Below are 23,112 nucleotides of genomic sequence, written 5' to 3'. Positions count from 1 at the left end.
AGCAACTGCGGGGCCCATTATAAGCCGCCTCAAAGGCACTGTTTCCTCGCCCATATTCGTTTAACAGAGCAAAATAACGCTGCTCTGCCAAACCACAGGCACATGCTGCTCGTTAAGCTCGCATGTCAATTTTCGATAAACATGTTGAAGAACCGCTCTCTATGCCTTCCCGTTTAAACTTTCAAATAAAAAACAATAAAAAAACAAGAGACTAAACCTACAGTTCACTTATTCAAAAGCTACAAAAAAATAGGCAAATTCTGTAATACCAAAAAGCATGTCAGTGGCCTTGGCGCGGCAACGCTTCGAACAGTACCTGGCAGCGCTCCCTGAGCACATTGCGCAGCAACTGTACCGGTTTGCCTAGTTGTGCTCGGTGTGTGCACATCAGGTTCAACGGCGCAGGTTCGCCCTCTAGTTCTCCCAACAACACCTTCAAGCGCCCTGCCTGCACATCGAACGCTACATCCAGCCAGGACTTGTAGGCGATCCCGTGGCCTGCAAGCGCCCAACGCCGCACCACATCCGCATCGTCACAGAATCGGTCGCCGGTGACCGCGACCCCTACCTGCGCTGCCCCCCGACCAAATCGCCAATGATCGTGAACGCGACTGCCCAATTGGTAGAGCAAGCAATTGTGCTGCGCCAGGTGCGCGACGGTTTCCGGTTCGCCATGACGGGCCAGGTAAGCAGGAGAAGCACACAGCACACGGCGGTTTTCCAGGCACAGCGGAAGCGCAACCAGGCTTGAGTCTTCCGGCGAACCGTAACGCAGGGCGATGTCGGCGGGCTGGCGAAACAGATCGGCATTGCGATCACCCAATAACAAGCGTACCGACAGCTTCGGGTGCTCGCGTTGCAACTCATCAAGCCAAGGCAATAGAACATTGCGGCCAAAGTCTGAAGGCGCCGACAACTGCAAAATGCCACTGACCTCATCTTGCCCACGCGCCAAGGCTCGCTGCCCCTCTTCCAGGCTGGCCAGCGCACGGCGGGCGTGCAGCAGAAAGCCTTCACCTTCGGCGGTGAGGCGCAGGTTACGGGTCGAACGGGCAAGCAAGCGTGTACCTAGCTGCTGCTCCAGACGCTTGAGTGCCGCGCTGGCAACGGCTGGTGAAAGGTCAAGCAGGCGCGCCGCAGCCGACAAGCTTCCCAGTTCTGCCGTACGAACGAACAGTTGCAAGTCATCGAACCGCACCGCGCACCTCAGGATTATCAAAAAAATATTGAAAGTATCTGTCGTTTCAGCGGCTTTTAACAGCAAGTGAAAGCACCAATGATGACGCCCAACGCATGCCCCTTGAGGACACCAGTAATGAAAGCCATCGCCTACTACCACTCGCTGCCCATTTCCGACCCCGCCGCCCTGCAAGACATTGAGCTGCCAGCCCCCGAGCCGGGGCCGCGAGACCTTCTCGTTGAAGTACGGGCAATTTCGGTCAATCCGGTCGACACCAAGGTTCGCCGGAACGTGCAGCCACAAGATGCTGAAGCCAAGGTGCTGGGCTGGGACGTGGCGGGCGTGGTCACCGCCGTAGGTAGCGACGTCAGCTTGTTTCAGCCAGGTGACAAGGTGTATTACGCCGGTTCCATTGCCCGAGCCGGGGGCAACAGCGAGCTGCATGTAGTAGACGAGCGCATCGTCGGCCACATGCCGAAAACGCTGAGCTTTGCAGAAGCCGCCGCCCTGCCCCTGACTGCCATCACCGCCTGGGAACTGCTGTTCGAGCGCCTGCAGGTGGCACAAGGGCAAGACGACGCCGGCCAGCGCCTGCTGATCGTCGGCGCCGCTGGTGGCGTGGGTTCGATCCTGACGCAGTTGGCCAGCCAACTGACGGGGCTGACCGTGATCGGCACCGCTTCACGCCCGCACACTCAAGCCTGGGTGCGTGAGTTGGGTGCTGACCTGGTGGTAGATCACAGCCAGCCGCTTGCCGAGGCGCTCAAGGCCCAAGGCATCGACTACGTCACCCATGTCGCCAGCCTGACCCAGACCGATCAGCATCTGCCACAACTGGTCGAGGCCCTGGCTCCACAAGGCAAACTGGCCCTGATCGATGACCCCAAGCAACTGGACGTCGGCCTGCTCAAGCGCAAGAGCCTGTCATTGCACTGGGAGTTCATGTACACCCGCTCTCTGTTCGAGACTGCCGACATGATCGAGCAGCACAACTTGCTCAATCGAGTCGCCGAGCTGATCGATGCCGGCACGCTCAAGACCACGCTGGGTGAACACTACGGCACCATCAATGCCGCCAATCTGCGCCGCGCGCACGCCCTGCTGGAGAGCGGTGCGGCCAAGGGCAAAATCGTCCTCGAAGGCTTCTGAGGCATGACGCCCACCCCGGCTACGGGGTGGGCACGACCGTCAGTCCGACAACTGATCCAGGTCATTTCCCTGCGATGGGGCAGCGCTACAATTCTTCAGCCAACGCTAACCGCAGGTATGCCACGATGATCATTCAAGTCAGTGCATCAAGCCAGAAACCCGGGTGCCCCTGGCAGGTTCGACTGGACCAACAGGTGGTTAACTTTCGCAGCGAGGCCGAAGCCCGGGCATTCGTCAACACGTTGCAGGCCCGCCTACAAGCGCCTCATCCACTCAAACGGGTCGGCTGAACTGCAGGCGACGGGTCAGCATTGCCATCGCCACTGCCGTCAGGCCGCACACGCTGATAACCAGCGCCATCGGCACTGCACTGCCATCGTGCAACACGCCTACCAATGCTGCGGCACCAGCAGCGACACTGAACTGCACACAACCGAGCAACGCCGAAGCACTCCCGGCCCGTGCGCCTTGCCCATTCATGGCGCACGCCGATGCATTGGGGATGATGCAGCCCAGGCTGGCAATACAGATGAACAACGGAATCAGCAGAGGCCAGAGCTTGGCCGGCTGCAAGGCGCTGATTGCCAGTAGTGTCAAACCGGCCACCAGGTACACCCACACCGCTCGCGCCAGCAGAAAAGACGGTCCGCGCTTAGCCAGCAACCGGGCATTGACCTGGGCGACCAGAATGAAACCCGCCGCGTTGCTGCCGAACAACCAGCCGTAGTGCTCGGGCGGTACCCCGTAGAGTTTGATAAAGACAAAGGGAGAACCGGCGATGTAAGAAAACATCCCGGCAATGGCGATGCCACCGGTCATGGCATGGCCCATGAACACCCGATCCTTGAGCAGGCGTCCATATTGACGCAAGGCTCCAGAGAGTGGCTGGCGTGGCTGACTGGCCGGCAGGCTCTCCGGCAAGCCGATAGCTACCGCCAAGGTGCACGCGGCACTGAACAGCGTCAGCGCGACAAAAATCGATTGCCAGCCATAAACGTTGACCAACACCCCGCCGAGCATCGGCGCCAGAATCGGCGCCAGGCCCATCACCAACACCAATTGCGAAAAGACCTTGGCCGAGGCGATGGCATCGCACTTGTCACTGACGATAGCCCGCGACAGCACCATCCCGGCACAGCCACCCAGCGCTTGAACAAAGCGGGCCGCAATCAAGGTGTCAAGGTTGGGGGCGAAGGCACACGCCAGCGACGCCAGGGTAAACAGGCAGACACCGAACAGCAGTGGAATCCTGCGGCCAAAACGGTCGGCCACCGGCCCGTAGGCGAGCTGGCCAACGGACAAGCCCAGAAAGTACGCGGCCAGGGTGGTCTGGATGTGCTTTTCGTCAGTGCCGAAGGCCAGCGCCATCGCTGGGAAGCCTGGCAGGTAGAAGTCGATTGCCAAGGGCCCGAACGCACTCAGGGCTCCCAGAATCAGGATGGTTCGCAGGTTCATCGGAAATCCATAGCAGGCTAAGCAAGTCTGCTAGTGTAACCGCCCTGCCGGGGTTGCGCTGTGAAGAGTTAGGCCCGCGCGGTGATTCTTTTATTCAGCGCACGGGCCCGCCGGGATCAGACGGCTTCGGCCTGGTAGCCTTCCTCACGGATCAGTTGCAGAATTTCCGGAGCTTGCAGCGAGCTTTGTACTTTCACCAGCTTTTGCGCCAGATCGACTTCCACCACGGCTGCGGCGTCTTGAGCCTGAACGGCGCGAGTAACGGACTTGACGCAATGACCGCAGGTCATTCCTTGAACATTGAACACTTGCATGGGCACTACCTCCTGTGGGTTTTGACGCAGTTTCAAGCTTGCCACCGGGGCAAGGTCAAGCGCCTGTACACACTGCCGGGCTGGCAATCATCGCTCGGGTCGGCCAAGCTGCGAACCTGACGATTGACGATGCAGGAGTTTCATTTCATGCGCAGGGCAGCTTTCGGTCTTTTCGGCCTGCTGGGTATTTTCGGCATGTTTACACAGGCCAGCGCCGCCGGGCCCGCCGACTACGGCATTCTGATCATCTCCCGCGAGCGTCTGGAAGTGGCGACTTCATGTGAGATTGGCATATACATCAACGATCAACTGGCCGGTCGCCTGTTTCAGGAGCAATCGACTTCATTCAATCTGCCCCCGGGCAATCTCGATGTGCGCTTGCGCTACTTGCCCGGGCAGGCCCCAGGTTGCCAGCCCGGGATCGAGAATCAACGCAGCAACCACCTGAGGCTGCAGGCTGGGCAGATCAGTAAATACCGGGTTGCAGTCGATCAAAATGGCCTCACATTGATCAGAGCTGGCCTAGGGTATTGACCTTCCCCGCATGGCAAGGTTGATGCTAACGGCCTGTCCAAGGAGGAGTGCCTATGAACGCATCTACCACTTTCGATCTGCCGATTGCCGGCATGACCTGCGCCAGCTGTGCTGGCCGGGTCGAACGTGCGCTGCGCAAAGTCAGCGGCGCCGAACAAGTCAGTGTCAACCTCGCCACTGAACAGGCGCGGATTCAAGCACCGGCCGACAGCCTGCCTGCCCTGGTCAAGGCCGTCGAGCAAGCGGGCTACCACGTCCCGAGTCAGACCTTCGAACTGCAAATTGGCGGCATGACCTGCGCGTCCTGCGCCGGCCGGGTCGAACGGGCCTTGGCCAAGGTGCCTGGCGTGCAACAGGTCAGCGTCAACCTGGCCAATGAACGTGCGCATATTCAGGTACTCGGCCAACTCGACAGCGCCCTGCTGATCGATGCGGTCACCCACGCCGGCTACTCCGCCAGCTTGCCAAAAAGCACCCAGGATAATCAGGCCGATGCCGAACGCCGCCTGCGCAAGGAGCGCTGGTCGGTCTCGTTGGCAGTGTTGCTGGCCCTGCCACTGGTGCTGCCGATGATCTTGCAACCCTTTGGCATTCATTGGATGTTGCCGGCCTGGGCCCAATTCGTTCTGGCCACGCCGGTACAGTTCATTCTCGGTGCGCGTTTTTACGTTGCGGCCTGGAAAGCGGTACGTGCCGGCGCGGGCAATATGGACCTGCTGGTCGCCATCGGTACCAGTGCCGGCTACGGCCTGAGTATCTATCAATGGGCCCAGGCCAGCCCCGGCGAAATGCCACACCTGTATTTTGAGGCCTCGGCCGTGGTGATTGCCCTGATTCTGCTGGGCAAATACCTGGAAAGCCGGGCCAAGCGCCAGACCGCCAGCGCCATCCGCGCCCTCGAAGCGCTGCGCCCGGAACGCGCCCTGCTACTGGTCGATAACCAGGAACGCGACGTGGCAATCAGCGAGCTGCGCCTGCGCGACATCGTTGTGGTCAAACCCGGCGAACGCTTCCCGGTAGACGGTGAAGTGATCGAAGGGCAAAGCCACGCCGACGAAGCTCTGATCAGTGGCGAAAGCCTGCCGGTACCAAAACAACCTGGCGACAAGGTCACTGGTGGTGCGATCAACGGTGAGGGTCGCCTGTTGGTCCGCACCTTGGCGTTGGGTACTGAAACAGTGCTGGCGCGCATCATTCGCCTGGTAGAAGACGCGCAAGCAGCCAAAGCGCCGATTCAGAAACTGGTGGACCGCGTCAGCCAGGTGTTCGTACCCGCCGTCTTGGTGCTGGCGCTGGTCACGCTGGTGGGCTGGCTGTGGGCCGGTGCACCGCTTGAGACCGCACTGATCAACGCCGTGGCCGTGCTGGTGATCGCCTGTCCTTGTGCACTGGGCCTGGCCACTCCGACGGCGATCATGGCCGGTACCGGTGTCGCCGCGCGCCACGGCATTCTGATCAAGGATGCCGAAGCTCTGGAGCGTGCCCATGACGTCAACCGCGTGGTATTCGACAAGACCGGCACCCTGACCTCGGGCAGCCCACGCATTGTTCACAGCAAAGCCGCCGTCGGCGAACCTGCTGAGCTGCTGCAACTGGCCGGCGCCCTGCAACGCGGCAGTGAGCACCCCTTGGCTAAAGCTGTACTGGATGCCTGTGCCGAACAAGGCCTGGTGGTTGCCGACATCAGCAACAGCCAGTCACTGACCGGGCGGGGTATTGCCGGTAACCTGGATGGACGAGAACTGGCCCTGGGCAACCGCCGTATGCTCGACGAAAGTGGCCTGCAACCCGGTGGTCTTGCGGTGTATGCCAAAGAATGGGAAGCCGAAGGCCGCACGCTGTCCTGGCTGATCGAACGCAGCCCGCAGCTACGTGTGCTGGGCCTGTTCGCCTTTGGCGACAGCCTCAAGAGCGGTGCCGGCCAAGCCATACGGCAACTGGCCGACAAAGGCATCAGCAGCCACTTGCTGACCGGTGACAACCGCGGCAGTGCCACGGTCGTTGCTAACGCCCTGGGCATCTCGGACGTACACGCTGAAGTGCTGCCAGGCGACAAAGCAGCGAAAGTGGCCGAACTCAAGCAGTCGGGTGGTGTGGTGGCGATGGTCGGTGACGGTATCAACGATGCACCAGCCCTGGCCGCCGCCGATATCGGTATCGCCATGGGCGGTGGCACTGACGTGGCCATGCAGGCAGCCGGTATCACCCTGATGCGTGGCGATCCGCGCCTGGTGCCTGCCGCACTGGAAATCAGCCGCAAAACCTACTCGAAGATTCGCCAGAACCTGTTTTGGGCCTTTATTTACAACTTGATCGGGATTCCGTTGGCCGCACTCGGCATGCTCAACCCAGTGTTGGCTGGTGCCGCGATGGCCCTGTCCAGTGTCAGTGTGGTCAGTAACGCGCTGTTGCTCAAAACCTGGAAACCCGAAACGCCACCACAGGATGACGCGAAATGAACATCGGCCAAGCCGCCCGGCGTTCCGGGCTGAGCGCCAAGATGATCCGCTACTACGAGTCGATTGGCTTGCTCAAACCTGCACTGCGCAGCGACAGTGGTTATCGCTTGTACCAGCAGGAAGACTTGCACCGCCTGGCCTTTATCAAGCGCTCGCGCGACCTGGGGTTCTCACTGGAGGAAGTGGCTCGGCTGCTGACGCTGTGGCAAGACCGCCAACGCGCCAGTGCCGACGTCAAGGCCTTGGCCAGCCAGCACATCGATGACCTGAACCGGCGCATCGAAGAACTGGTCAGCCTGCGCGACACCCTCAGCGAGCTGGTCGCCCATTGCCAGGGCGACGACCGCCCCGACTGCCCGATCCTCAAGGACCTGGAAGCCGGCGGCAGCTGCTGTCACTGACAGGCTATTGCAACCAGGGCGGTGCAGGTTCTTCGTGTTTGCTTGAACCGTGCTCCGCCTCTTCCTTAACGGCGCGCCGACGGGCTTCGTCAAAGCGCGCCGCCTCGATCTCGCGCATTACCCCGGCAACATCGGCGCGGCGCTGATCGTCCTGGAACTGGCCGGTGAGCTCGCTGTCCGGCAGCAGTTCACCGGCCTGGTACAGGGCCCACATCTCTTTCGCAAAACGGGTGTTCTTCAGTTCCGGTGCAAAACGCCCGAAATAGGCCGCCATGTTGCCCACGTCGCGCTCCAGCATGCTGAAGGCGTGGTTGTTGCCCGCCGCATCCACCGCCTGTGGCAAGTCGATGATCACCGGCCCGTCAGGCCCAAGCAGCACGTTGAATTCCGACAAGTCGCCATGCACCAGGCCGGTACACAGCATCAACACGATCTGGCGGATGACAAAGGCGTGGTATTCGCGCGCCTGCTCAGGTTCAAGCACCACATCGTTCAGCCGTGGCGCAGCATCGCCGAACTCGTCGGCCACCAGCTCCATCAGCAGCACACCGTCGAGAAAGTCATAGGGCCGCGGCACCCGCACGCCGGCATTGGCCAGACGGAACAGCGCCGCCACTTCGGCGTTCTGCCAGGCATCTTCGGCCTCTTTGCGCCCGTACTTGGAACCTTTGGCCATGGCCCGGGCCTGGCGGCTGTTACGCACCTTGCGGCCTTCCTGATATTCGGCGGCCTGGCGGAAGCTGCGTTTGTTAGCCTCCTTGTAGACCTTGGCACAGCGCAATTCCCGCCCGCAGCGCACCACGTACACGGCGGCCTCCTTGCCACTCATCAACGGCCGGAGTACTTCATCGACCAATCCATCTTCAACCAGTGGTTCAATGCGTTTTGGAGTCTTCATCGGCTTTTGTCAGGGTTCCTGTTTTGCCAGACACGTGATTTTTTATAGGTCACCGCTGCTTTGTCGGCTCGCCGCTGTAGCAAGGCCGCACTGCGTTGTAACGACAATCGGCCTGACTTGCCATAGTTTTTGTAAGTGACTGTGCACAATCGTTCACAAAAATCACCAGATTTCTTTACCGTTACAAACGCAAACCACCTGGGGTAAAGCCGAACAGGCTCTTGAATGCCGCGATATAGGCCGAGGTTGAGTCATAGCCACTGCCCAGCGCCGCCTCGGTGACACTCTGCCCTGCCTCCAATGCCGTCAATGACGACAGCAGGCGCATACGCTGGCGCCAGCCGCGAAAACTCAAGCCGGTTTCACGTTGAAACAGACGCGTCAGGGTTTTTTCCGAAGTATTCAAGCGTTGCGCCCATTGCCCAAGGCTTTGCCCTTGCTCCGGGTGAGCGAGCAATTCATTGCACAGTTCAAGCAGGCGCGGGTGCTTCGGCAACGGTAGAGAGAAACCCACCTCCGGCAAAGCCTGCAACTGATCCAGCAAAACCGCCACCAATCGTGCCTCGGCGCTGCCGTTTTCAGGGTACTCAACGGGTAACAAGCAAAACTGTTTGATCAGTTCACGTGCCAGCGGCGTCACTTCCAGCACCCGACAATGGCCCGGCGCCCAGCTCGACACATCACGGCGCACATACAGGCTGCGCATCTCGGCCTGCATCGAAGTCACCACTTTGTGCTCAACGCCCGCTGGAATCCACACGCCCCACTGCGGCGGGGCGAAGTAGCTGCCTTCGGCGGTATACACCCCCAGAACACCGCTGATCGCGTAGGAGAACTGCACCCAGTCATGCTGATGATGCGGCGTCCACGAGCCGGCGCCCAGGCTCTCGGCGCGTGCGTACAGCGCCCGAGGCAAATGCTCAAGCACAGGAATCGGACGAGGTGAGGACTGCTGTCCGTTTTTCGGCATCACTTGGCCTTATGTCGCAAGACGGTAAACACTTGCCGAGCGTAGCCTCTGGGCTCAACGATTACAAAATGATTCGAAGGCTAGCCTATGCATGCGCTCAAACACTTCAAACGCGTGGTCACCGACTGGTTTCTCTGTGGCATGTTCCTCGCCACTTTCCTGGCATGGTTGTTCCCCAATGTTGGCCGTAGCGGCGGGGCGATGCACGCCGAATATGTGATCAACGTCGGCGTGTTCCTGGTGTTCTTCCTGCACGGTATCAACCTGTCCAGCGAACAGATTGGTCACGGCCTGAAAAGCGGCCGCCTGCATCTGATGGTGCAAGGCTTCACCTTCATCGTCTTTCCCTTGCTGTGGTGGGTGGCGAACAGCTTGTTTGGCAGCCACATACCGGCGCTGCTGATGCTGGGCTTTTTCTACCTGTGCGCCCTGCCCTCGACGATCTCCTCTTCCGTGGCCTTGACCGGCAGTGCAGGCGGCAATGTCCCGGCAGCAATCCTCAACGCCAGCCTGTCCAGTGTTCTGGGTATTTTCATCACCCCCTGGCTGGTCAGCCTGGTGGTTGGTAGCGGCAACAACGGCATCGACCTCGGCGCCACCCTGCTGGATCTGTGTGCGCTGCTGTTGTTGCCCCTGGTGCTCGGCCAATCGCTGCGCCCTTGGCTGGGCCGCTTCTTTGCCCGACACAAGCGCTACACCAACATCCTCGACAAGCTGGTAATCCTGCTGCTGGTTTACGCGGCGTTTTGCAATTCAATGGTGTCGGGCATGTGGCAGCAGCAAGGCAGTGCGGTATTGATGACTGCGTTTGCCGGCAGCGCGCTGTTGCTGGCGCTGATCCTGTGGCTGACCACCCGTAGCGCCCGAGCGCTGAAGTTGAACCCGGCAGACGAAGTGGCCGCAGTGTTCTGCGCCAGCAAAAAGTCGCTGGCCGCAGGTGCGCCAATGGCCGCACTGATCTTCGGTGCCCATCCGGGCTTGGGTCTGATCTTGCTGCCAATCATGATCTACCACCCGTTGCAGCTGATCGTCTGCTCGATCATGGCCGAGCACTATGCCAATCGACCGGCCACCACAGCGCCGGCAACCTTGGTCAGCGCTCAATAATCACGGCGACCCCCTGGCCGCCGGCGGCGCAGATTGATATCAAGCCACGGCCCTTGCCAGCCGTGGCCAACAACTTGGCCATATTGGCAAGAATGCGCCCACCGGTGGCGGCAAACGGGTGACCGGCCGCCAGTGAACTGCCCCTGACATTGAGCTTGCTGCGATCGATCGCGCCCAGCGGCTCGCTCAGGCCCAGGCGATGCTGGCAATAGTCGGGATCTTCCCAGGCCTTGAGGGTGCACAGCACCTGCGCAGCGAAGGCTTCATGAATTTCGTAGAAGTCGAAGTCTTGCAGGCTCAAGCCGTTGCGCGCCAACAAATGCGGCACTGCGTAAACCGGTGCCATCAGTAACCCTTCCTGGCCTTTGGCAAAGTCCACAGCAGCGTTTTCACCGTCCACCAGATACGCCTGCACTTGAAGACTGTGCTCACGCGCCCAGTCTTCACTGCTCAGCAACACCAGCGAGGCGCCATCGGTCAGCGGTGTGGAGTTGCCGGCTGTGAGGGTTGCCCTCTCGCTGCGCTCGAACACAGGCTTGAGGCTGGCAAGCGCCTCCAGAGTCAGGTCAGCCCGCAGGTTGTTGTCCCGGCTCAAGCCAAGGAACGGTGTCAGCAAATCGTCATGCCACCCCTCGGCATAGGCTGCCGCCAGGTGCTGATGACTGAGCAGCGCCAGTTGGTCCTGTGCCTGGCGTGGAATCTGCCAGGTCTGCGCCATCTGCTCACAGTGCTGGCCCATGGAAAGCCCGGTGCGTGGCTCAACGTTGCGTGGCAACAGCGGTTTCAAATGCCCCGGGCGAAGCTGGAGAAAGGCTTTGAGCTTATCGGCGGTGGTCTTGCCACGGTGCGCCTGTAGCAGGATCTGGCGCAAGCCTTCGTTGACCGCAATTGGGGCATCGGAAGTGGTGTCGACACCACCGGCAATCGCGCTGTCGATCTGGCCCGACGCGATTTTATTGGCAACTTGCAAGGCTGTTTCCAGCCCCGTGCCGCACGCCTGTTGCAAGTCATAGGCCGGGGTTTGTGCGGATAAACGCGAACCGAGCACACACTCACGCGTCAGGTTCATGTCCCAGGAGTGCTTGAGCACGGCCCCGGCAGCGACTTCACCCAACTGCAGACCATGCAGGCTAAAACGCTCGATCAGCCCTTCCAGCGCTGCCGTAAGCATCGTCTGGTTGCTGGCAGTGGCATAGGCGCCATTGGAACGGGCGAAGGGAATTCGGTTGCCACCCAGGATCGCGACCCGACGCAGTGAGCGCATACGTTTCGCCCTCCTTCCAATGAAGTGGTCGACGGTGTTTTCCACATTCAGCGTAGGTGTTTTTTCAGCGTTCGAACGACCAACGGCCAAACATGGTCCACACTTTGAAGCTTATCTCAGGGAGACGTGCTCATGAGCGACCGCTACATAGACTTCGCCAACTCCGACCTCGGCCGGCGCCTGGTCGGTGCCGTGGGTTTGCCCAGCCCTGCCCGCCTGGAACGCTGGACAGCCGGGCGGCTGCGGCCGGTTGAAGGCGCGTTGTTGCTCGGCGGCGGCCCTCTGGCGAACATCGTCGAGACCTTTGCCAAACGCCTGACCGATGAGGTCTACAGTTTCGCCAGCCCCGACCTGAGCGCTCCCGAGTGGGTCGCGGGCCTAGGCACGAAAATCAAGGCTGTAGTGTTCGACGCCAGCGAACTGGACGACAGCGACCAGCTCAAGCAACTACGCGAATTCTTCCAGCCGCTGCTACGCAGCCTGGCGCCGTGCGCCCATATCGTGATTCTGGGCCGCGCACCGGAGCAACTGGATGACCCGCTAGCCCAGGTTGCCCAACGGGCCCTGGAAGGCTTCAGTCGCTCACTGGCCAAAGAACTGCGCGCCGGTGGCACCCTGCAGTTGCTGTATGTCAGCGACGCCGCCGAAGACCAACTCGAAGGCGCTCTGCGCTTTTTCCTGTCCCCCAAGAGCGCTTTTATCTCCGGCCAGGTATTGCGCCTGGAAGCCTGTGCCAGCAGCGTACAGGACTGGACCCGACCACTGGCCGGGCGCAAAGCGCTGGTCACCGGCGCCGCCCGAGGGATCGGCGCCGCCATTGCCGAGACCTTGGCGCGTGATGGCGCCGAGGTCGTATTGCTCGACGTGCCCCAGGCCAAGAATGACCTCGAGGCCCTCGCTGAACGCCTGGGCGGGCGCAGCCTGACGCTAGATATCTGCGCCGCTGACGCCGCCGCACAACTGCTCGAAGGGTTGCCCGAGGGGATCGATATCGTTATCCACAACGCCGGGATCACCCGCGACAAAACCCTGGCCAACATGACTCCGGAATTCTGGGACTCGGTGCTGGCGGTCAACCTCAAGGCACCGCAATTGCTGACGCAGGCGTTGTTTGACAGCGGCGCCCTGCACGATAACGCACGGGTTGTACTGCTGGCCTCGATCAGTGGTATCGCCGGCAACCGTGGCCAATCCAACTATGCCGCCAGCAAGGCCGGCCTGATCGGGCTGGCCCAGGCGTGGGCGCCGAAGTTGGCAACTCGCGGTGGCAGTATCAACGCCGTGGCCCCCGGGTTCATCGAAACACGCATGACCGCCGCCATTCCCTTCGCCCTGCGCGAAGCCGGGCGACGCATGAGCTCACTGGGCCAGGGTGGCCTGCCTCAAGATGTCGCCGAGGCCATTGCCTGGCTGGCACAACCCGGCAGCGGTACCGTCAACGGCCAGGTGCTGCGGGTCTGTGGCCAAGCCGTAATGGGGGCTTGAACATGACCCAACACTGGCATGACCTGAGCCGCACTGACGCAGTTTCCAGCCTTTACCTGCGCGCCGCACGCAAGCGAAAAATCAGCGGCGGCACCTTACCCGACACCGGTTTGCGCTGCACCCTGACGGTGCAACCCAAGCAACTGGAAGCGTACCGAAAACTCTGCCATTTCAGCGACGATGGACGCTTGCCACCGACCTTCCCCCATGTGATGGCGTTTGCCTTGCAGTTGCAGCTGTTAACCGACAAAGCCTTTCCCTTCCCGCTGCTTGGCCTGGTGCATCTGCACAACAGCATCCGCGTAGTCCGCCCACTGGGTGGCATCAGCCAGCTGCGTTTCGCCGTGCATGTGGAAAACCTGCAAGCACACGAAAAAGGCGCCACCTTCGACCTGATCACCGACGCAGAAGATGGTCTGGGCCTGATCTGGTCAGAAACCAGCCGCATGCTCTGTCGCGGCCTGAAACTCGACCCTGCGCCCTCAGCCAGCGAAGCCTCCAACAGCGAACCGCTGGGCGAGTTGACCCGTTGGTACGCTGATAGCGACATTGGCCGCCGCTACGCCAAAGTCTGCGGCGACTACAACCCGATCCACCTGAGCGCCAGCAGTGCAAAATTGTTCGGCTTTCCCACTGCGATTGCCCACGGTATGTGGAGCAAAGCCATGACCCTGGCGGCCTTGCGCAGCCACCTGCCAGTTTTTGGCTATCAGTTAGAGGTGGATTTCCTCAAACCAGTGCGCTTGCCCAGCGAGGTCATCCTCAACGCCAGCCCCACTGCCGATCAGGGCCTCTTACGGCTGGACGGCCACGGTGAGTTGATACACATGCGCGGCGCCTGGCGACCACTGGGCTGATACGTCGCGCTTGCGTTGCGAAGGCGCCCGCCTGAAGCTATGCAGCTTGAGGAGAGCCTTGATGAACCTGCACGAACTGACCCAACGCCTGCACCGCATCCGTGACACCAATGACTGGCGCGGCTTTCACAGCCCGAAAAACCTGGCCATGGCCGCCAGCGTTGAAATGGCTGAGCTGGTGGAGATTTTCCAGTGGCTGAGCGAAGAGCAGTCACGCCAGCTTTCACCTGAGCAACTCGAGCACGCCGGCCAGGAGGTCGGCGATGTGGTGCTGTACCTGTTGCTGCTGTGCAGCGAACTGGGCCTGGACATGGAGCAAGTGGTGCGCGCCAAGCTCGCCGACAGCGAAAGGCGCTTTGCCCGATGAAAGACCGCCACTTCGACGCCCTGGCCACCCGTTTTGCCAACAAAATCTATGGCGGCGCCAAAGGCGCAATTCGCCTGGCCGTGCTCCAGGCCGACCTGGCCGAGGTCTTGCCCGAACGCCCATTGCGCGTACTTGATATCGGTGCTGGCCTGGGGCACATGGCCCTGTGGCTGGCCGAACGTGGCCATCAAGTCACCTTGGCCGAGCCTGCCGAGCCGATGCTTGAAGGCGCCCGCGCACGCTTTGCCGAAGCCGGCAAGCAGGCAACCTTCATCCAGGCGCCCTGGCAAGAGTTGCTCGGGCAACTGACCGAGCCTTACGACCTGGTGCTGTGCCATGCCGTGCTGGAGTGGCTGGCCGAGCCGGAGACCATATTGCCGGTGCTGCATCAGTTGACCCGTAGCGATGGCCTGCTGTCACTGGCGTTCTATAACCGCGATGCACTGGTTTACCGCAACTTGCTCAAAGGCCATTTCCGCAAACTGCGACGCAACGACATGGCCGGTGAGAAGCAAAGCCTGACCCCACAAAAACCGCTTGATCCGCGCACTCTCAGGGTGCAACTTGAAGGTCTGTGGCAGGTCGAAACAGAAAGCGGCGTACGGGTATTCCACGACTACATGCCCAGCGAATTCCAGGCCAAGGCCGAGCTGCTCGACCTGCTGGAGATGGAACTGGCGCATCGACGTCATCCCGCTTTTGCCGGTTTAGGACGCTACCTGCACTGGATCTGCCGACCACGCTGAAGCACACCGGGAGGGTGACATGTCGTACCGTTTGCCGCTGGGCCTGCTGTCCCTGATATTGGCGGGCTGCCAGAGCGCCAACCCTTATGTCGCCAGCTCCCGCCCGCTGCCACCGGCCCCGGCGCACGCCGCCACCACTTTCGATGCCAGTGCCTACCCTGCCCCACCTCGGGACTACGGCCGCTACCGCAGTTGGGCCTGGCACGACAACCAATTGCCATCCGGCGGTGCCCTGAGCGAACCAGGGCAACTGGCCGACGCCGTCAGCAATGCACTGGATCAGCGCGGCCTGCGCCCTGCACGCAATGGCCAGGCCAGCGACTTGCTGGTGAGCGCCAACCTGCACCTGGAGCGCCGTCTGCGCCAGGAGCGTGACGACTACTACCCGTATGGTGGCTACCCCTACCCGTATGGCGGCTTCGGCGGGTACGGCAGCGTTGGCCGCTACTACAACGGCTATGGCGCGTATGCCAGTGTGCCATTGGTCCGCACTTACGAAGTTGAAGTCATGGTGGTACGTGTCGACTTATATGACGCTCGCGACGGTCAGGCAGTCTGGAGTGCCAGCGCCGAGACCGACAGCCAGGGTTCACAGGGCGAACGCGAGAAAGCCCTGCGCGAATCGGTGAAGAAAGCCCTTAACGGCTATCCTCCCAGCTAACGCTAATTGGAGATCCATCATGTTGCGCCGTCTCGCTTTACTCTCGCTAATGGTGCTGCTGAGTGCCTGCCAGAGCAACAAAACGTCACTGGACTATGACGCCAGCCGCGACTTTGCCGCCTACCGCAGTTGGGCTTGGCAGGAACCGGCGCTGCAGTACCGCCCTGATGATCCGCGGATCAAAAGCGACCTGACCGAGCAACGCATTCGCCAGGCGGTTGCCGGCCAGCTCGACCAACGTGGCTTGCGCCCGGTCCAGGGCAACAGCAAAGCCGACCTGAACGTGCAGACCTACCTCATCGTCGAGCAACGCCAGCAACAGATCACCACCAACTATGGCGGCGCCTGGGGTGGCTACTGGGGCAACTACTGGGGCGGCCCGATGTACAACGAAACCCGTAGCGTCGACTACAAAGTGGCGACCATTCAGGTCGACATGTTCGACGCCAAGGACGGCAAGCTGGTCTGGCGTGGCAGCGCCGAACAGATCATGAACAATTACCCGCCCAGCCCCTCGGAACGTGCCGAAGCGATCCAGAAAACGGTGACCAACGCATTGTCGAACTATCCACCACGCTAAAGGCCAATAGCCATCATTCGAGCTACACTGTAGGAGCGGGCTTGCCCCGCGATCGCGATCTGTCTATTACATCGCAATCGCGGGGCAAGCCCGCTCCTACAGGGGCAGTGATCAGATCGGCTCTGCGCCGGCAAAGGAGTGCGCGTGTCCTCTCGCTTTCCTGCACGCCAGCGCGGCGCAATCGGCCTGATGGCAGCCTTGACCCTGGGCATGGGCCTGCTGTTCATGTTGATGGTGATCGACAGCAGCCGTCTTTATCTGGAACAGCGACGCTTGCAGCGCATCGTCGACATGGCCGCACTCGAAGCCGCAGGCCAACAGGCCGTGTGCAACGGAAGCGGCCCGCAGGCTGATGCACTGGCCAGGGCCGGCGCGGTACGCAACGGCTTCGAACTTAACGCGGGCCAGACGCTGAGCACCACCTGCGGCAGCCTGAAAACCGGTGACAACAGCCTGCGACGCTTCACCCTCGACAGTACCCGCAATGAAGCCATCAGGGTGGTTGCCACCACGCAGGTTTCCACCAGCGTTGCCGTCGGGGTTTGGGCCCTGGCCAACGGCAACAAGGTGCCCGACACCACCACCCTAAGCGCCAGTGCCATCGCCGCTACACCAAAACCACCGCAAGCCATGTTGCGTATCCGCAGCACGCTGGCGACCATCGATTCACGCAAGTCAGCCCTGCTCAACGCCTTGGTCGACCCTCTGGGCGGCCACCTCCAGCTCGATGTCGCGGGCTGGCAAGGCCTGGCCAACACCCAGATCAACCTGCTCAGCTACCTCGACCAGTTAGCCATCGTTGTTCACGCGGATGTCGGCGACTATCAACAGCTACTGCGTGCCGACGCTACCGCAAGCAAGCTGATCGGCGCCGCCGTCACGGTTTTGCAAAGAGGTGGTGCCAGCGTCGAGGTGGTGAGCAACCTGGCTAGAGTTGCGCTGGCTTCCGACAGTACCAAAACACTTCGCCTGGGCGAGATTCTCGACTTGCAGACCGGCACCACCAAGGCTGGGCTGGATGCCACGCTGCAACTGCTCGACCTGGTGCAAAGCGTGATTCTGCTGTCGACCAAAAACAATGCAGCCACCGTTGAAATGCCGATCAGCGTGCTGGGGCTGGTCAATGGCAAATTGCGCCTGAAAGTCATCGAGCCACAACAGGTGTCCGCCATCGGCAACCCGCAGACCGACGACATCAGGGTGCACACGGCGCAAGTACGGGCGCTGGTCTCACTGGACCTGCCGGTACTGGAGAGCGTTGCCGGCCTGCTCAACGCAGTCACCAGCCTTGCCACACCCCTGACCAACCTGCTTAACAACCTGCTCAGCCTGAACCTGGCCGGTACGGTGCAATCCTTGACCTGCCTGCTGGCCAATGAATGCACCTACAGCGACATAAGATTGCTATCCGGCACGGTCAGCCTGGACGTCGGCATTCAGGCAGCAAAAGCCACCAGCCGGATAACCCGCTACAGCTGCAGCCCGGAAAAATCACTCACCGCCAGCACCGAGAGTTCGGCAGCAGACCTGGCTATTGGCCTATTCAAGAACCGCGATGATTTCTTCAGTACCGATACCAACAAAAAAACCGGCGTCGCGGCGGTCACGCCCTTGCCGTTGATTGATATCTCCACTCAGAAATGCCGCTTCCTCCTGGGGCTGCTGGGTTCCTGCGATCCACGCGTGCCCTTTGCCGGTGGCGGTATCGGCCTGAAGGTCAACACGTCACTGATAGCCAGCACGCCAACCGATCTGAAGTTTTCACCCCCAGACCACACGCCGCCCGCCATCAATCAACCACCGGCATACATGAGCACCAGCGCCAGCAACATCGTCAATAGTTTGAACACCACCATCGCAGGCATTGAGCTGCAGGCTTACAAGCCACTCAATGGCAACATTCTGGGCGAAGTACTGGTGCTGGGGAGCAATGTGCTGAACACCGTCAAGTCGATCCTGCAACCGCTGATCAAAGGCCTGCTGAGCCCGCTGGTCGACCCTTTGGTCAACGCCTTGCTGAAAGTCCTGGGGATCGATTTGCTCAAGGTCGAGGTAGGCGCCAACCTCGACTGCTCCAGCACCCGCGCTCAGCTGGTACTGTGAACCGGTAACTCAATACAGAAGCGTGCCCCTTCGACGCCGTTATCCACACTCAGACAACCACCCATGGCATCGATGATCCCGTAGCTGACCGACAAGCCCAGCCCGGTGCCGACGCCCACCGGCTTGGTGGTGAAGAAGGGTTCGAAGATACGCTCCAGTAAGCGTGGATCAATCCCGCCGCCATTGTCTTCGACCAGCAACCGCACCTGCTGTTCATTGGCCTCCATGCGCAGAGCGATCCAGGGCTGTAGTTCTCGCTGCTGTTCGCGTTGTGTCAGCAACGCATCACGCGCATTGACCATCAGGTTAATCAGCACCTGTTCCAGCTGGTCCTGATGCCCTTTGACCTTCGGTTGCTGCGCAGCAGCCTCGACCCGCAACACGACGCCTTTGCCTCGCAAGCCTTCGGCAAGCAGCGACAACGCGCCCTCCACGGCCTGCCAGGGTTCGAACAACTGCTGCTCAATGGCCGAGCGACGGCCAAACACCCGCATGTGGTCCACCACCCGTGAGGCGCGTAACACCTGAGCATCGATACGCTTGAGCTTGTCTTGCAAGTAATCGGCTTGCACCTCGCCGTTTTCCAGGCGCTTGAGGGCGTTGACCACCGCCATGCGCATCACGTTCAGGGGCTGGTTGATCTCATGGGCAAGGCCGGTGGCCATCTCGCCAAGGGTGGCCATCTTGGCACTCTGCATCAGTTGCTGCTGAGTACGCCGAACCTGCGTGTTGTCACGGCCGACCGCCTGCACTTCCAACAACCGACCTTGTTCGTCGAACAACCCTCGATCAGACCACACCCACCAGGCATGCTCGCGCCCTGGCAGCTCCAGGCAGATCTCCGCCGTGCTCACTGGCTGCTCCACAGTCAGCCCCGCTACACGCTCGACAAACGCCTCACGCTGAGCGCTGGACAGCCACTGCCCAAGGTTCATACCGGCCAATTGCGTGGTCGAGCACTCCAGATAGTCAGCCAACGGCTGGTTGCCAAACACCAGGTTCAGCTCTGGTGTGTAGCGACAGATCATGGCCGGCGAATCTTCCACCAACACTCGGTAGCGCTCTTCACTTTCGCGCATGCGCTCCGCCGCCTCGGTGGCTTCGGTAACATCCAGCCAGATCCCCACCACCTCCACCGGCAGGCCAAGGTCATCACGCAACAGCCGCGCCTCGTCGAGCACCCAGTGGTAACCGCCATAGCGATCACATAAACGGTAACGGCTGCGGACCTGCCCCTCACGCAACAACGTGCGGGTGCGCGCCAACCACAGTGCCTGATCGTCAGGATGGACCCACTGGCCCGGTTGCAACGAACCACTGCTTTCGGGTTCCCAGCCCAGCATCGGCTGCAAGCTGGCACTGAAAAAGTCTGATTGCAGGGCCCCTTCAACGTATCGCTGGATGTAGATCACCGCCGGAGAACTGGCGATCAGGTTTTCCAGCCGTGCCTGCGCCGCGCTGGCCTGCAACTGCTGAGCCTTGATGTCACTGATGTCGATCAAAAATCCCTGCACCCGGCGTTGCTGGCCAGTACCGCGCACTTGCCCGCACAAGCGGAACCAGCGTGGATTAGCCGCCAGGTTGTGGTCGAGCAAACGTAGGCTCAAGTGCAAGGCACAGCCTTCGCGCTGCAACTCAGCAAAGGCCAGCTGCGCCGCTTCGCGGTCGGCCGGGTGCACACGGCTCAGCCACTGGCCGAGGGTTAGCTGCGCGGGGATTCCCAGGCTGGCCGCCAAGCCAGGATCAACCTGCAACGTCGATTCATTGCAGCGCCACTGCCACCAGCCAGCGCCCAATTGCAGCTGCAAACTGTCCAGGCGCTCAGACTGCTGCTGCAACTCGAAGGCGGCCAAACGGCTGACCAGCGGCTCGGCATAGGCTGCGCAAGCATTGAGTGCATCCACCGCATTCAATGCTTCAAGCGGCCCCACACAGACCAACCAGGCCCGAGCGATCTGCCCCTGTGCATAGGGCATAAGGTAGGTGTCGGCTTGCGGTATCAACACCTGCAGGTCGGCATGGGCAATGCTCGAAACCATTTGTCCTGGCACCTGACGGTCGAGTAACCGCCCGATGTCTTCATCTGTGGGCCAATGCACGGGGCCATTACTACTGGCATAGGTCTGCCAGCCCTGCTCACCTTGCAACAGGATGCGCACGCCACTGGCCCGCCAATGCCGCACCAGCCATTGCAATTGCTCCTGCGCCACCTGTCCCAGACGCTCAATACTGCAATCACGTAATTCCGCAGCCAGGTGACTGGTCAGATGGCGCTGACGCTCTGCATTCATCGACTGCTGGCGATGCTGCAACAGATCGCCAATGTCGAACAGCTGCAGCATCCAGTTGCCCGGCTGGCCGAGCAACCAGCCCCGGGTATGCAAGGTACCCCCACCGGCCGCCTTGAAATCCAGGTCCAACGGCTGCGCCTGCCAGTCCATTGGCTCACCCTCGAGCACCAGCAAACTGTAGGGCTGCACACAATCCTGCAAGCGCATGTCACCGTGCACCGGCAAGGCCAATGCACACCGCAAAGGGCCGGCCATGCGCTGCACCCGGGCGCTGTCGTCGAGCCACAGTTGCAGCCCCACCGCAGGCACGCTGGGGGGCGGCTCTGGCTCTACGGGGGCCGGAGTGGAACGCCCACGCCAACGCTCGAACAAACCTGGCCCGCCGCTCAAAGTTGCAGACTCGCTTCGGCCTTGAGGCTCGCGGGCAGGCGCGGGACTTCACCGATAACTGGCAAATCGATCACCGGCAGCACGGAAGTCAGTTTGGTTTTGGCGTAGTCGATCTTCACCGTCAACAGGTTGCCCGGCGTCAAGGTGACACTGGCATCGCTGGCGAGCTGAAAGTTCAACGAGCCGGGCATCCACGCCAATTGCTCGCCGAGTACCGTCTTGGCCAGCGCTTTGACGTCGGCACTGTAGGTGGCGCTGGTGGGGTCCAGCGCTACGCAGCGGCGTACCGCTTCGCTGCTGGCCTGGTTGAACGATTGCAACATGAGCATCGGCAGGCCATAGCTGACCACGCCATAGAACACCGCGAAAAAGATCACGAATACTGCAACGAACTCCAACGCCGCAGCGCCTTTTTGCCGCTTGGCCAAGCTTGCTTTCATGATCGCGTCTACCCTGACAGTGACACCTGACTGACAGCATAGAATCATTCACCACAAAGGGATGCATTTCGCCAATGCAAAGCATTGTCCTGCTGCTGTGGCTTGCCTTGTGCGCTGAACAAGATGTGCGAGAGCGCCAGATTGCCAACACCCTGACCCTCGGCGCGGCGTCATGCGCCCTGGCCTACCTGTTCATTACCGGGCACACCTGGATAGGTGCCGATGCCAGCGAAGGTGGCTGGGCCTTGGCGATTGTCATGCTCTTGACCCTGCCCGGCTACATGCTCGGGCGGTTTGGTGCAGGGGATGTGAAGTTGCTCGCAGCCCTGGCCTTGGCAACCGATCGTATGTATGTCCTGGGGACCTTTATCGGTGCCGGCATCTCGGTGCTCATCTGGCTCGCCGGTCGCCGTTGGCTATGGTCCCTTTTAAGTCAAAAGGTTAAAAGCCGACTGAAAAAGCTGACCGAGGATCCGTCAAATAAACAACCCTTTGCCCCGTTCATTCTGGCGGGCTTCGTCCTCGCTGCGGTATGGACCCACTGAACGCGTAAACCACTGCCTGTGGCGAACAACGCGTGTACAGACTGGCAATGTACGACTACTTTTTACAGTGTCTGCGGCCGACTGCATGGCAGCAGCCATCAGGAAGATGCAGCTTCTGAACAGGGAGTAGCGTGTGAACAAGACTGTCAGTGAAGTAAAGGTGTTGGTCGTCGACGATCAGCCCTTGATCGTCGAAGAACTGTGCGAATTTCTCCAGAGCAACGGCTACCGCTGCGTGCCCTGTCTATCCAGCAACGACGCCATCGAGCAATTTGCCGCTGACCCCACCATCGGCCTGCTGCTGTGCGACCTGCACATGCCGGGCCTCGATGGCATCGCGTTGCTCGACGCCCTCAAAGTGATTGCCGGACAACAGCGGACTTTTGAAGCCATCATGCTCACAGGCCTGGCACACAAGCAGGATGTCATCAGAGCTTTGCGCGCAGGTTTTGCCGACTACTACCAAAAACCGGTAGACCTGAAGGAACTGCTCGAAGGCATACAACGCCAGGAAGCCGCACTGCAGGAGCGTCAGAAAAACTTCCAGCAGTTGGGCGACCTCAACCAGAAACTGCAGTTTCTGGCCGACTCCATCGACGACCTCTACCAGGAGCTGGAAAAGGCACGCGGCCTGGGTGCGCATCGCCGCGCCACTGACCTCGAAAACGAAGCAGACAACGTCAGCCTGCCGGCCATTTTCGAAAAACTGTCACCACGACAACTGGAAGTGGCGCGTCTGGTCAGCAAGGGCAAGACCAATTACCAGATTGCCTGTGAACTGGGCATCACCGAGAACACCGTCAAGCTCTACGTCTCCCAGGTGCTGCGCCTGACCCACATGCACAATCGCACGCAATTGGCACTGGCCCTGTCACCCGGTAATTCACCGCTGCATCTGCGGGTCACGGCGCACTGA

General features: G+C 60.8%; 23 protein-coding genes. 15 read left to right on the top strand and 8 right to left on the bottom strand.

Features of this window, described 5'->3' with window-relative positions; translation table 11 throughout:
• Positions 1–280: 280 nt before the first annotated feature.
• On the bottom strand, positions 281–1,198 hold the full coding sequence (locus E1573_RS21590) for a LysR family transcriptional regulator (protein ID WP_256659598.1): 918 nt from the start codon (positions 1,196–1,198) through the stop codon (positions 281–283).
• A 117-nt stretch (positions 1,199–1,315) separates the two neighbouring features.
• Between E1573_RS21590 and E1573_RS21585 the strand changes: the two genes are divergently transcribed.
• Both E1573_RS21585 and E1573_RS27320 read left to right on the top strand, forming a co-directional pair.
• Complete coding sequence (locus E1573_RS21585) at positions 1,316–2,329, top strand: zinc-binding alcohol dehydrogenase family protein (protein ID WP_133216588.1); 1,014 nt, start codon at positions 1,316–1,318, stop codon at positions 2,327–2,329.
• 125 nt (positions 2,330–2,454) lie between these two features.
• Positions 2,455–2,619, top strand: a complete 165-nt coding sequence (locus tag E1573_RS27320; RefSeq protein ID WP_371925206.1) for a hypothetical protein — start codon at positions 2,455–2,457, stop codon at positions 2,617–2,619.
• Here E1573_RS27320 and E1573_RS21580 read toward each other — a convergent pair.
• Together E1573_RS21580 and E1573_RS21575 are read right to left on the bottom strand one after the other, a co-directional pair.
• Entirely contained in the window at positions 2,603–3,784 is a 1,182-nt protein-coding gene (locus E1573_RS21580; protein ID WP_133216587.1) for a multidrug effflux MFS transporter, read from the bottom strand. The two genes, E1573_RS27320 and E1573_RS21580, sit on opposite strands and share 17 nt — an antisense overlap.
• Before the next feature lie 116 nt (positions 3,785–3,900).
• Positions 3,901–4,098, bottom strand: coding sequence for a heavy-metal-associated domain-containing protein (locus E1573_RS21575; protein WP_133216586.1), 198 nt, complete (start codon positions 4,096–4,098; stop codon positions 3,901–3,903).
• A 147-nt stretch (positions 4,099–4,245) separates the two neighbouring features.
• Here E1573_RS21575 and E1573_RS21570 point away from each other — a divergent pair, with 147 nt between their 5' ends.
• The 3 genes from E1573_RS21570 to cueR are packed head-to-tail and all read left to right on the top strand — an operon-like array spanning position 4,246 to position 7,492.
• Entirely contained in the window at positions 4,246–4,632 is a 387-nt protein-coding gene (locus E1573_RS21570) for a hypothetical protein (RefSeq protein ID WP_133216602.1), read from the top strand.
• 53 nt (positions 4,633–4,685) lie between these two features.
• Positions 4,686–7,091 carry a heavy metal translocating P-type ATPase gene (locus E1573_RS21565; RefSeq protein WP_133216585.1) on the top strand — a complete coding sequence of 802 codons (2,406 nt, stop codon included), beginning with the start codon at positions 4,686–4,688 and terminating at the stop codon, positions 7,089–7,091.
• Positions 7,088–7,492, top strand: a complete 405-nt coding sequence (cueR, locus tag E1573_RS21560; RefSeq protein ID WP_133216584.1) for a Cu(I)-responsive transcriptional regulator — start codon at positions 7,088–7,090, stop codon at positions 7,490–7,492. The genes E1573_RS21565 and cueR overlap by 4 nt, the downstream gene beginning before the upstream one ends.
• Positions 7,493–7,496: 4 nt before the next feature.
• On the opposite strand, the gene E1573_RS21555 is transcribed toward cueR, so the two are convergent.
• Positions 7,497–8,390, bottom strand: coding sequence for a PA4780 family RIO1-like protein kinase (locus E1573_RS21555; RefSeq protein WP_133216583.1), 894 nt, complete (start codon positions 8,388–8,390; stop codon positions 7,497–7,499).
• Positions 8,391–8,571: 181 nt separating this feature from the next.
• Positions 8,572–9,360: a helix-turn-helix domain-containing protein gene (locus tag E1573_RS21550; RefSeq protein ID WP_133216582.1), complete on the bottom strand. Its 789-nt coding sequence runs from the start codon at positions 9,358–9,360 to the stop codon at positions 8,572–8,574.
• 87 nt (positions 9,361–9,447) lie between these two features.
• Between E1573_RS21550 and E1573_RS21545 the strand changes: the two genes are divergently transcribed.
• Positions 9,448–10,467, top strand: coding sequence for a bile acid:sodium symporter family protein (locus E1573_RS21545; RefSeq protein WP_133216581.1), 1,020 nt, complete (start codon positions 9,448–9,450; stop codon positions 10,465–10,467).
• On the opposite strand, the gene E1573_RS21540 is transcribed toward E1573_RS21545, so the two are convergent.
• On the bottom strand, positions 10,454–11,731 hold the full coding sequence (locus E1573_RS21540; RefSeq protein ID WP_133216580.1) for an acetyl-CoA C-acetyltransferase: 1,278 nt from the start codon (positions 11,729–11,731) through the stop codon (positions 10,454–10,456). The two genes, E1573_RS21545 and E1573_RS21540, sit on opposite strands and share 14 nt — an antisense overlap.
• A 132-nt stretch (positions 11,732–11,863) precedes the next feature.
• On the opposite strand from E1573_RS21540, the gene E1573_RS21535 reads away from it, so the two are divergent.
• The 7 genes from E1573_RS21535 to E1573_RS21505 all read left to right on the top strand — a co-directional run bounded on the left by E1573_RS21535 (position 11,864) and on the right by E1573_RS21505 (position 18,530).
• Positions 11,864–13,216 (top strand): 3-oxoacyl-ACP reductase, encoded by a 1,353-nt coding sequence (locus tag E1573_RS21535; RefSeq protein WP_133216579.1) that lies wholly within the window; start codon positions 11,864–11,866, stop codon positions 13,214–13,216.
• A 2-nt stretch (positions 13,217–13,218) separates the two neighbouring features.
• Positions 13,219–14,073 (top strand): MaoC/PaaZ C-terminal domain-containing protein, encoded by an 855-nt coding sequence (locus tag E1573_RS21530; RefSeq protein WP_133216578.1) that lies wholly within the window; start codon positions 13,219–13,221, stop codon positions 14,071–14,073.
• A 61-nt stretch (positions 14,074–14,134) separates the two neighbouring features.
• A complete protein-coding gene (locus E1573_RS21525; RefSeq protein ID WP_133216577.1) occupies positions 14,135–14,440 on the top strand; it encodes a MazG-like family protein in 306 nt (101 codons plus the stop codon).
• Positions 14,437–15,186, top strand: a complete 750-nt coding sequence (locus E1573_RS21520; RefSeq protein WP_133216576.1) for a methyltransferase domain-containing protein — start codon at positions 14,437–14,439, stop codon at positions 15,184–15,186. The genes E1573_RS21525 and E1573_RS21520 overlap by 4 nt, the downstream gene beginning before the upstream one ends.
• Before the next feature lie 19 nt (positions 15,187–15,205).
• Positions 15,206–15,847 carry a DUF4136 domain-containing protein gene (locus E1573_RS21515; protein WP_133216575.1) on the top strand — a complete coding sequence of 214 codons (642 nt, stop codon included), beginning with the start codon at positions 15,206–15,208 and terminating at the stop codon, positions 15,845–15,847.
• Between the two features lie 19 nt (positions 15,848–15,866).
• Entirely contained in the window at positions 15,867–16,427 is a 561-nt protein-coding gene (locus E1573_RS21510; protein WP_133216574.1) for a DUF4136 domain-containing protein, read from the top strand.
• A gap of 144 nt (positions 16,428–16,571) precedes the next feature.
• Positions 16,572–18,530, top strand: a complete 1,959-nt coding sequence (locus E1573_RS21505) for a pilus assembly protein TadG-related protein (RefSeq protein WP_256659597.1) — start codon at positions 16,572–16,574, stop codon at positions 18,528–18,530.
• Here the strand turns inward: E1573_RS21505 and E1573_RS21500 are convergent.
• Both E1573_RS21500 and E1573_RS21495 read right to left on the bottom strand, forming a co-directional pair.
• Positions 18,515–21,211, bottom strand: a complete 2,697-nt coding sequence (locus tag E1573_RS21500) for an ATP-binding protein (RefSeq protein ID WP_133216573.1) — start codon at positions 21,209–21,211, stop codon at positions 18,515–18,517. The genes E1573_RS21505 and E1573_RS21500 overlap by 16 nt on opposite strands.
• Positions 21,208–21,651 (bottom strand): TadE/TadG family type IV pilus assembly protein, encoded by a 444-nt coding sequence (locus E1573_RS21495; protein WP_133216572.1) that lies wholly within the window; start codon positions 21,649–21,651, stop codon positions 21,208–21,210. Before E1573_RS21495 ends, E1573_RS21500 begins: the two co-directional genes overlap by 4 nt.
• Positions 21,652–21,725: 74 nt before the next feature.
• Here E1573_RS21495 and E1573_RS21490 point away from each other — a divergent pair, with 74 nt between their 5' ends.
• Both E1573_RS21490 and E1573_RS21485 read left to right on the top strand, forming a co-directional pair.
• The gene (locus E1573_RS21490; RefSeq protein ID WP_133216571.1) at positions 21,726–22,196 is read left to right on the top strand and encodes a prepilin peptidase; all 471 of its coding nucleotides are present in this window, start codon (positions 21,726–21,728) and stop codon (positions 22,194–22,196) included.
• A 133-nt stretch (positions 22,197–22,329) separates the two neighbouring features.
• Positions 22,330–23,112: a response regulator transcription factor gene (locus E1573_RS21485; RefSeq protein ID WP_133216570.1), complete on the top strand. Its 783-nt coding sequence runs from the start codon at positions 22,330–22,332 to the stop codon at positions 23,110–23,112.

Origin of the sequence: Pseudomonas sp. H9, assembly GCF_004353925.1 — a bacterium.
In the GTDB taxonomy this organism is placed as follows: domain Bacteria; phylum Pseudomonadota; class Gammaproteobacteria; order Pseudomonadales; family Pseudomonadaceae; genus Aquipseudomonas.
This window is presented reverse-complemented; position numbering and strand designations above follow the sequence as displayed.

Coding starts and splice junctions, on each gene's coding strand:
- E1573_RS21585 (WP_133216588.1), top strand. CDS start 1,316: ATGAAAGCCATCGCCTACTACCACTCGCTGCCCATTTCCGACCCCGCC.
- E1573_RS27320 (WP_371925206.1), top strand. CDS start 2,455: ATGATCATTCAAGTCAGTGCATCAAGCCAGAAACCCGGGTGCCCCTGG.
- E1573_RS21580 (WP_133216587.1), bottom strand. CDS start 3,784: ATGAACCTGCGAACCATCCTGATTCTGGGAGCCCTGAGTGCGTTCGGG.
- E1573_RS21575 (WP_133216586.1), bottom strand. CDS start 4,098: ATGCAAGTGTTCAATGTTCAAGGAATGACCTGCGGTCATTGCGTCAAG.
- E1573_RS21570 (WP_133216602.1), top strand. CDS start 4,246: ATGCGCAGGGCAGCTTTCGGTCTTTTCGGCCTGCTGGGTATTTTCGGC.
- E1573_RS21565 (WP_133216585.1), top strand. CDS start 4,686: ATGAACGCATCTACCACTTTCGATCTGCCGATTGCCGGCATGACCTGC.
- cueR (WP_133216584.1), top strand. CDS start 7,088: ATGAACATCGGCCAAGCCGCCCGGCGTTCCGGGCTGAGCGCCAAGATG.
- E1573_RS21555 (WP_133216583.1), bottom strand. CDS start 8,390: ATGAAGACTCCAAAACGCATTGAACCACTGGTTGAAGATGGATTGGTC.
- E1573_RS21550 (WP_133216582.1), bottom strand. CDS start 9,360: ATGCCGAAAAACGGACAGCAGTCCTCACCTCGTCCGATTCCTGTGCTT.
- E1573_RS21545 (WP_133216581.1), top strand. CDS start 9,448: ATGCATGCGCTCAAACACTTCAAACGCGTGGTCACCGACTGGTTTCTC.
- E1573_RS21540 (WP_133216580.1), bottom strand. CDS start 11,731: ATGCGCTCACTGCGTCGGGTCGCGATCCTGGGTGGCAACCGAATTCCC.
- E1573_RS21535 (WP_133216579.1), top strand. CDS start 11,864: ATGAGCGACCGCTACATAGACTTCGCCAACTCCGACCTCGGCCGGCGC.
- E1573_RS21530 (WP_133216578.1), top strand. CDS start 13,219: ATGACCCAACACTGGCATGACCTGAGCCGCACTGACGCAGTTTCCAGC.
- E1573_RS21525 (WP_133216577.1), top strand. CDS start 14,135: ATGAACCTGCACGAACTGACCCAACGCCTGCACCGCATCCGTGACACC.
- E1573_RS21520 (WP_133216576.1), top strand. CDS start 14,437: ATGAAAGACCGCCACTTCGACGCCCTGGCCACCCGTTTTGCCAACAAA.
- E1573_RS21515 (WP_133216575.1), top strand. CDS start 15,206: ATGTCGTACCGTTTGCCGCTGGGCCTGCTGTCCCTGATATTGGCGGGC.
- E1573_RS21510 (WP_133216574.1), top strand. CDS start 15,867: ATGTTGCGCCGTCTCGCTTTACTCTCGCTAATGGTGCTGCTGAGTGCC.
- E1573_RS21495 (WP_133216572.1), bottom strand. CDS start 21,651: ATGAAAGCAAGCTTGGCCAAGCGGCAAAAAGGCGCTGCGGCGTTGGAG.
- E1573_RS21490 (WP_133216571.1), top strand. CDS start 21,726: ATGCAAAGCATTGTCCTGCTGCTGTGGCTTGCCTTGTGCGCTGAACAA.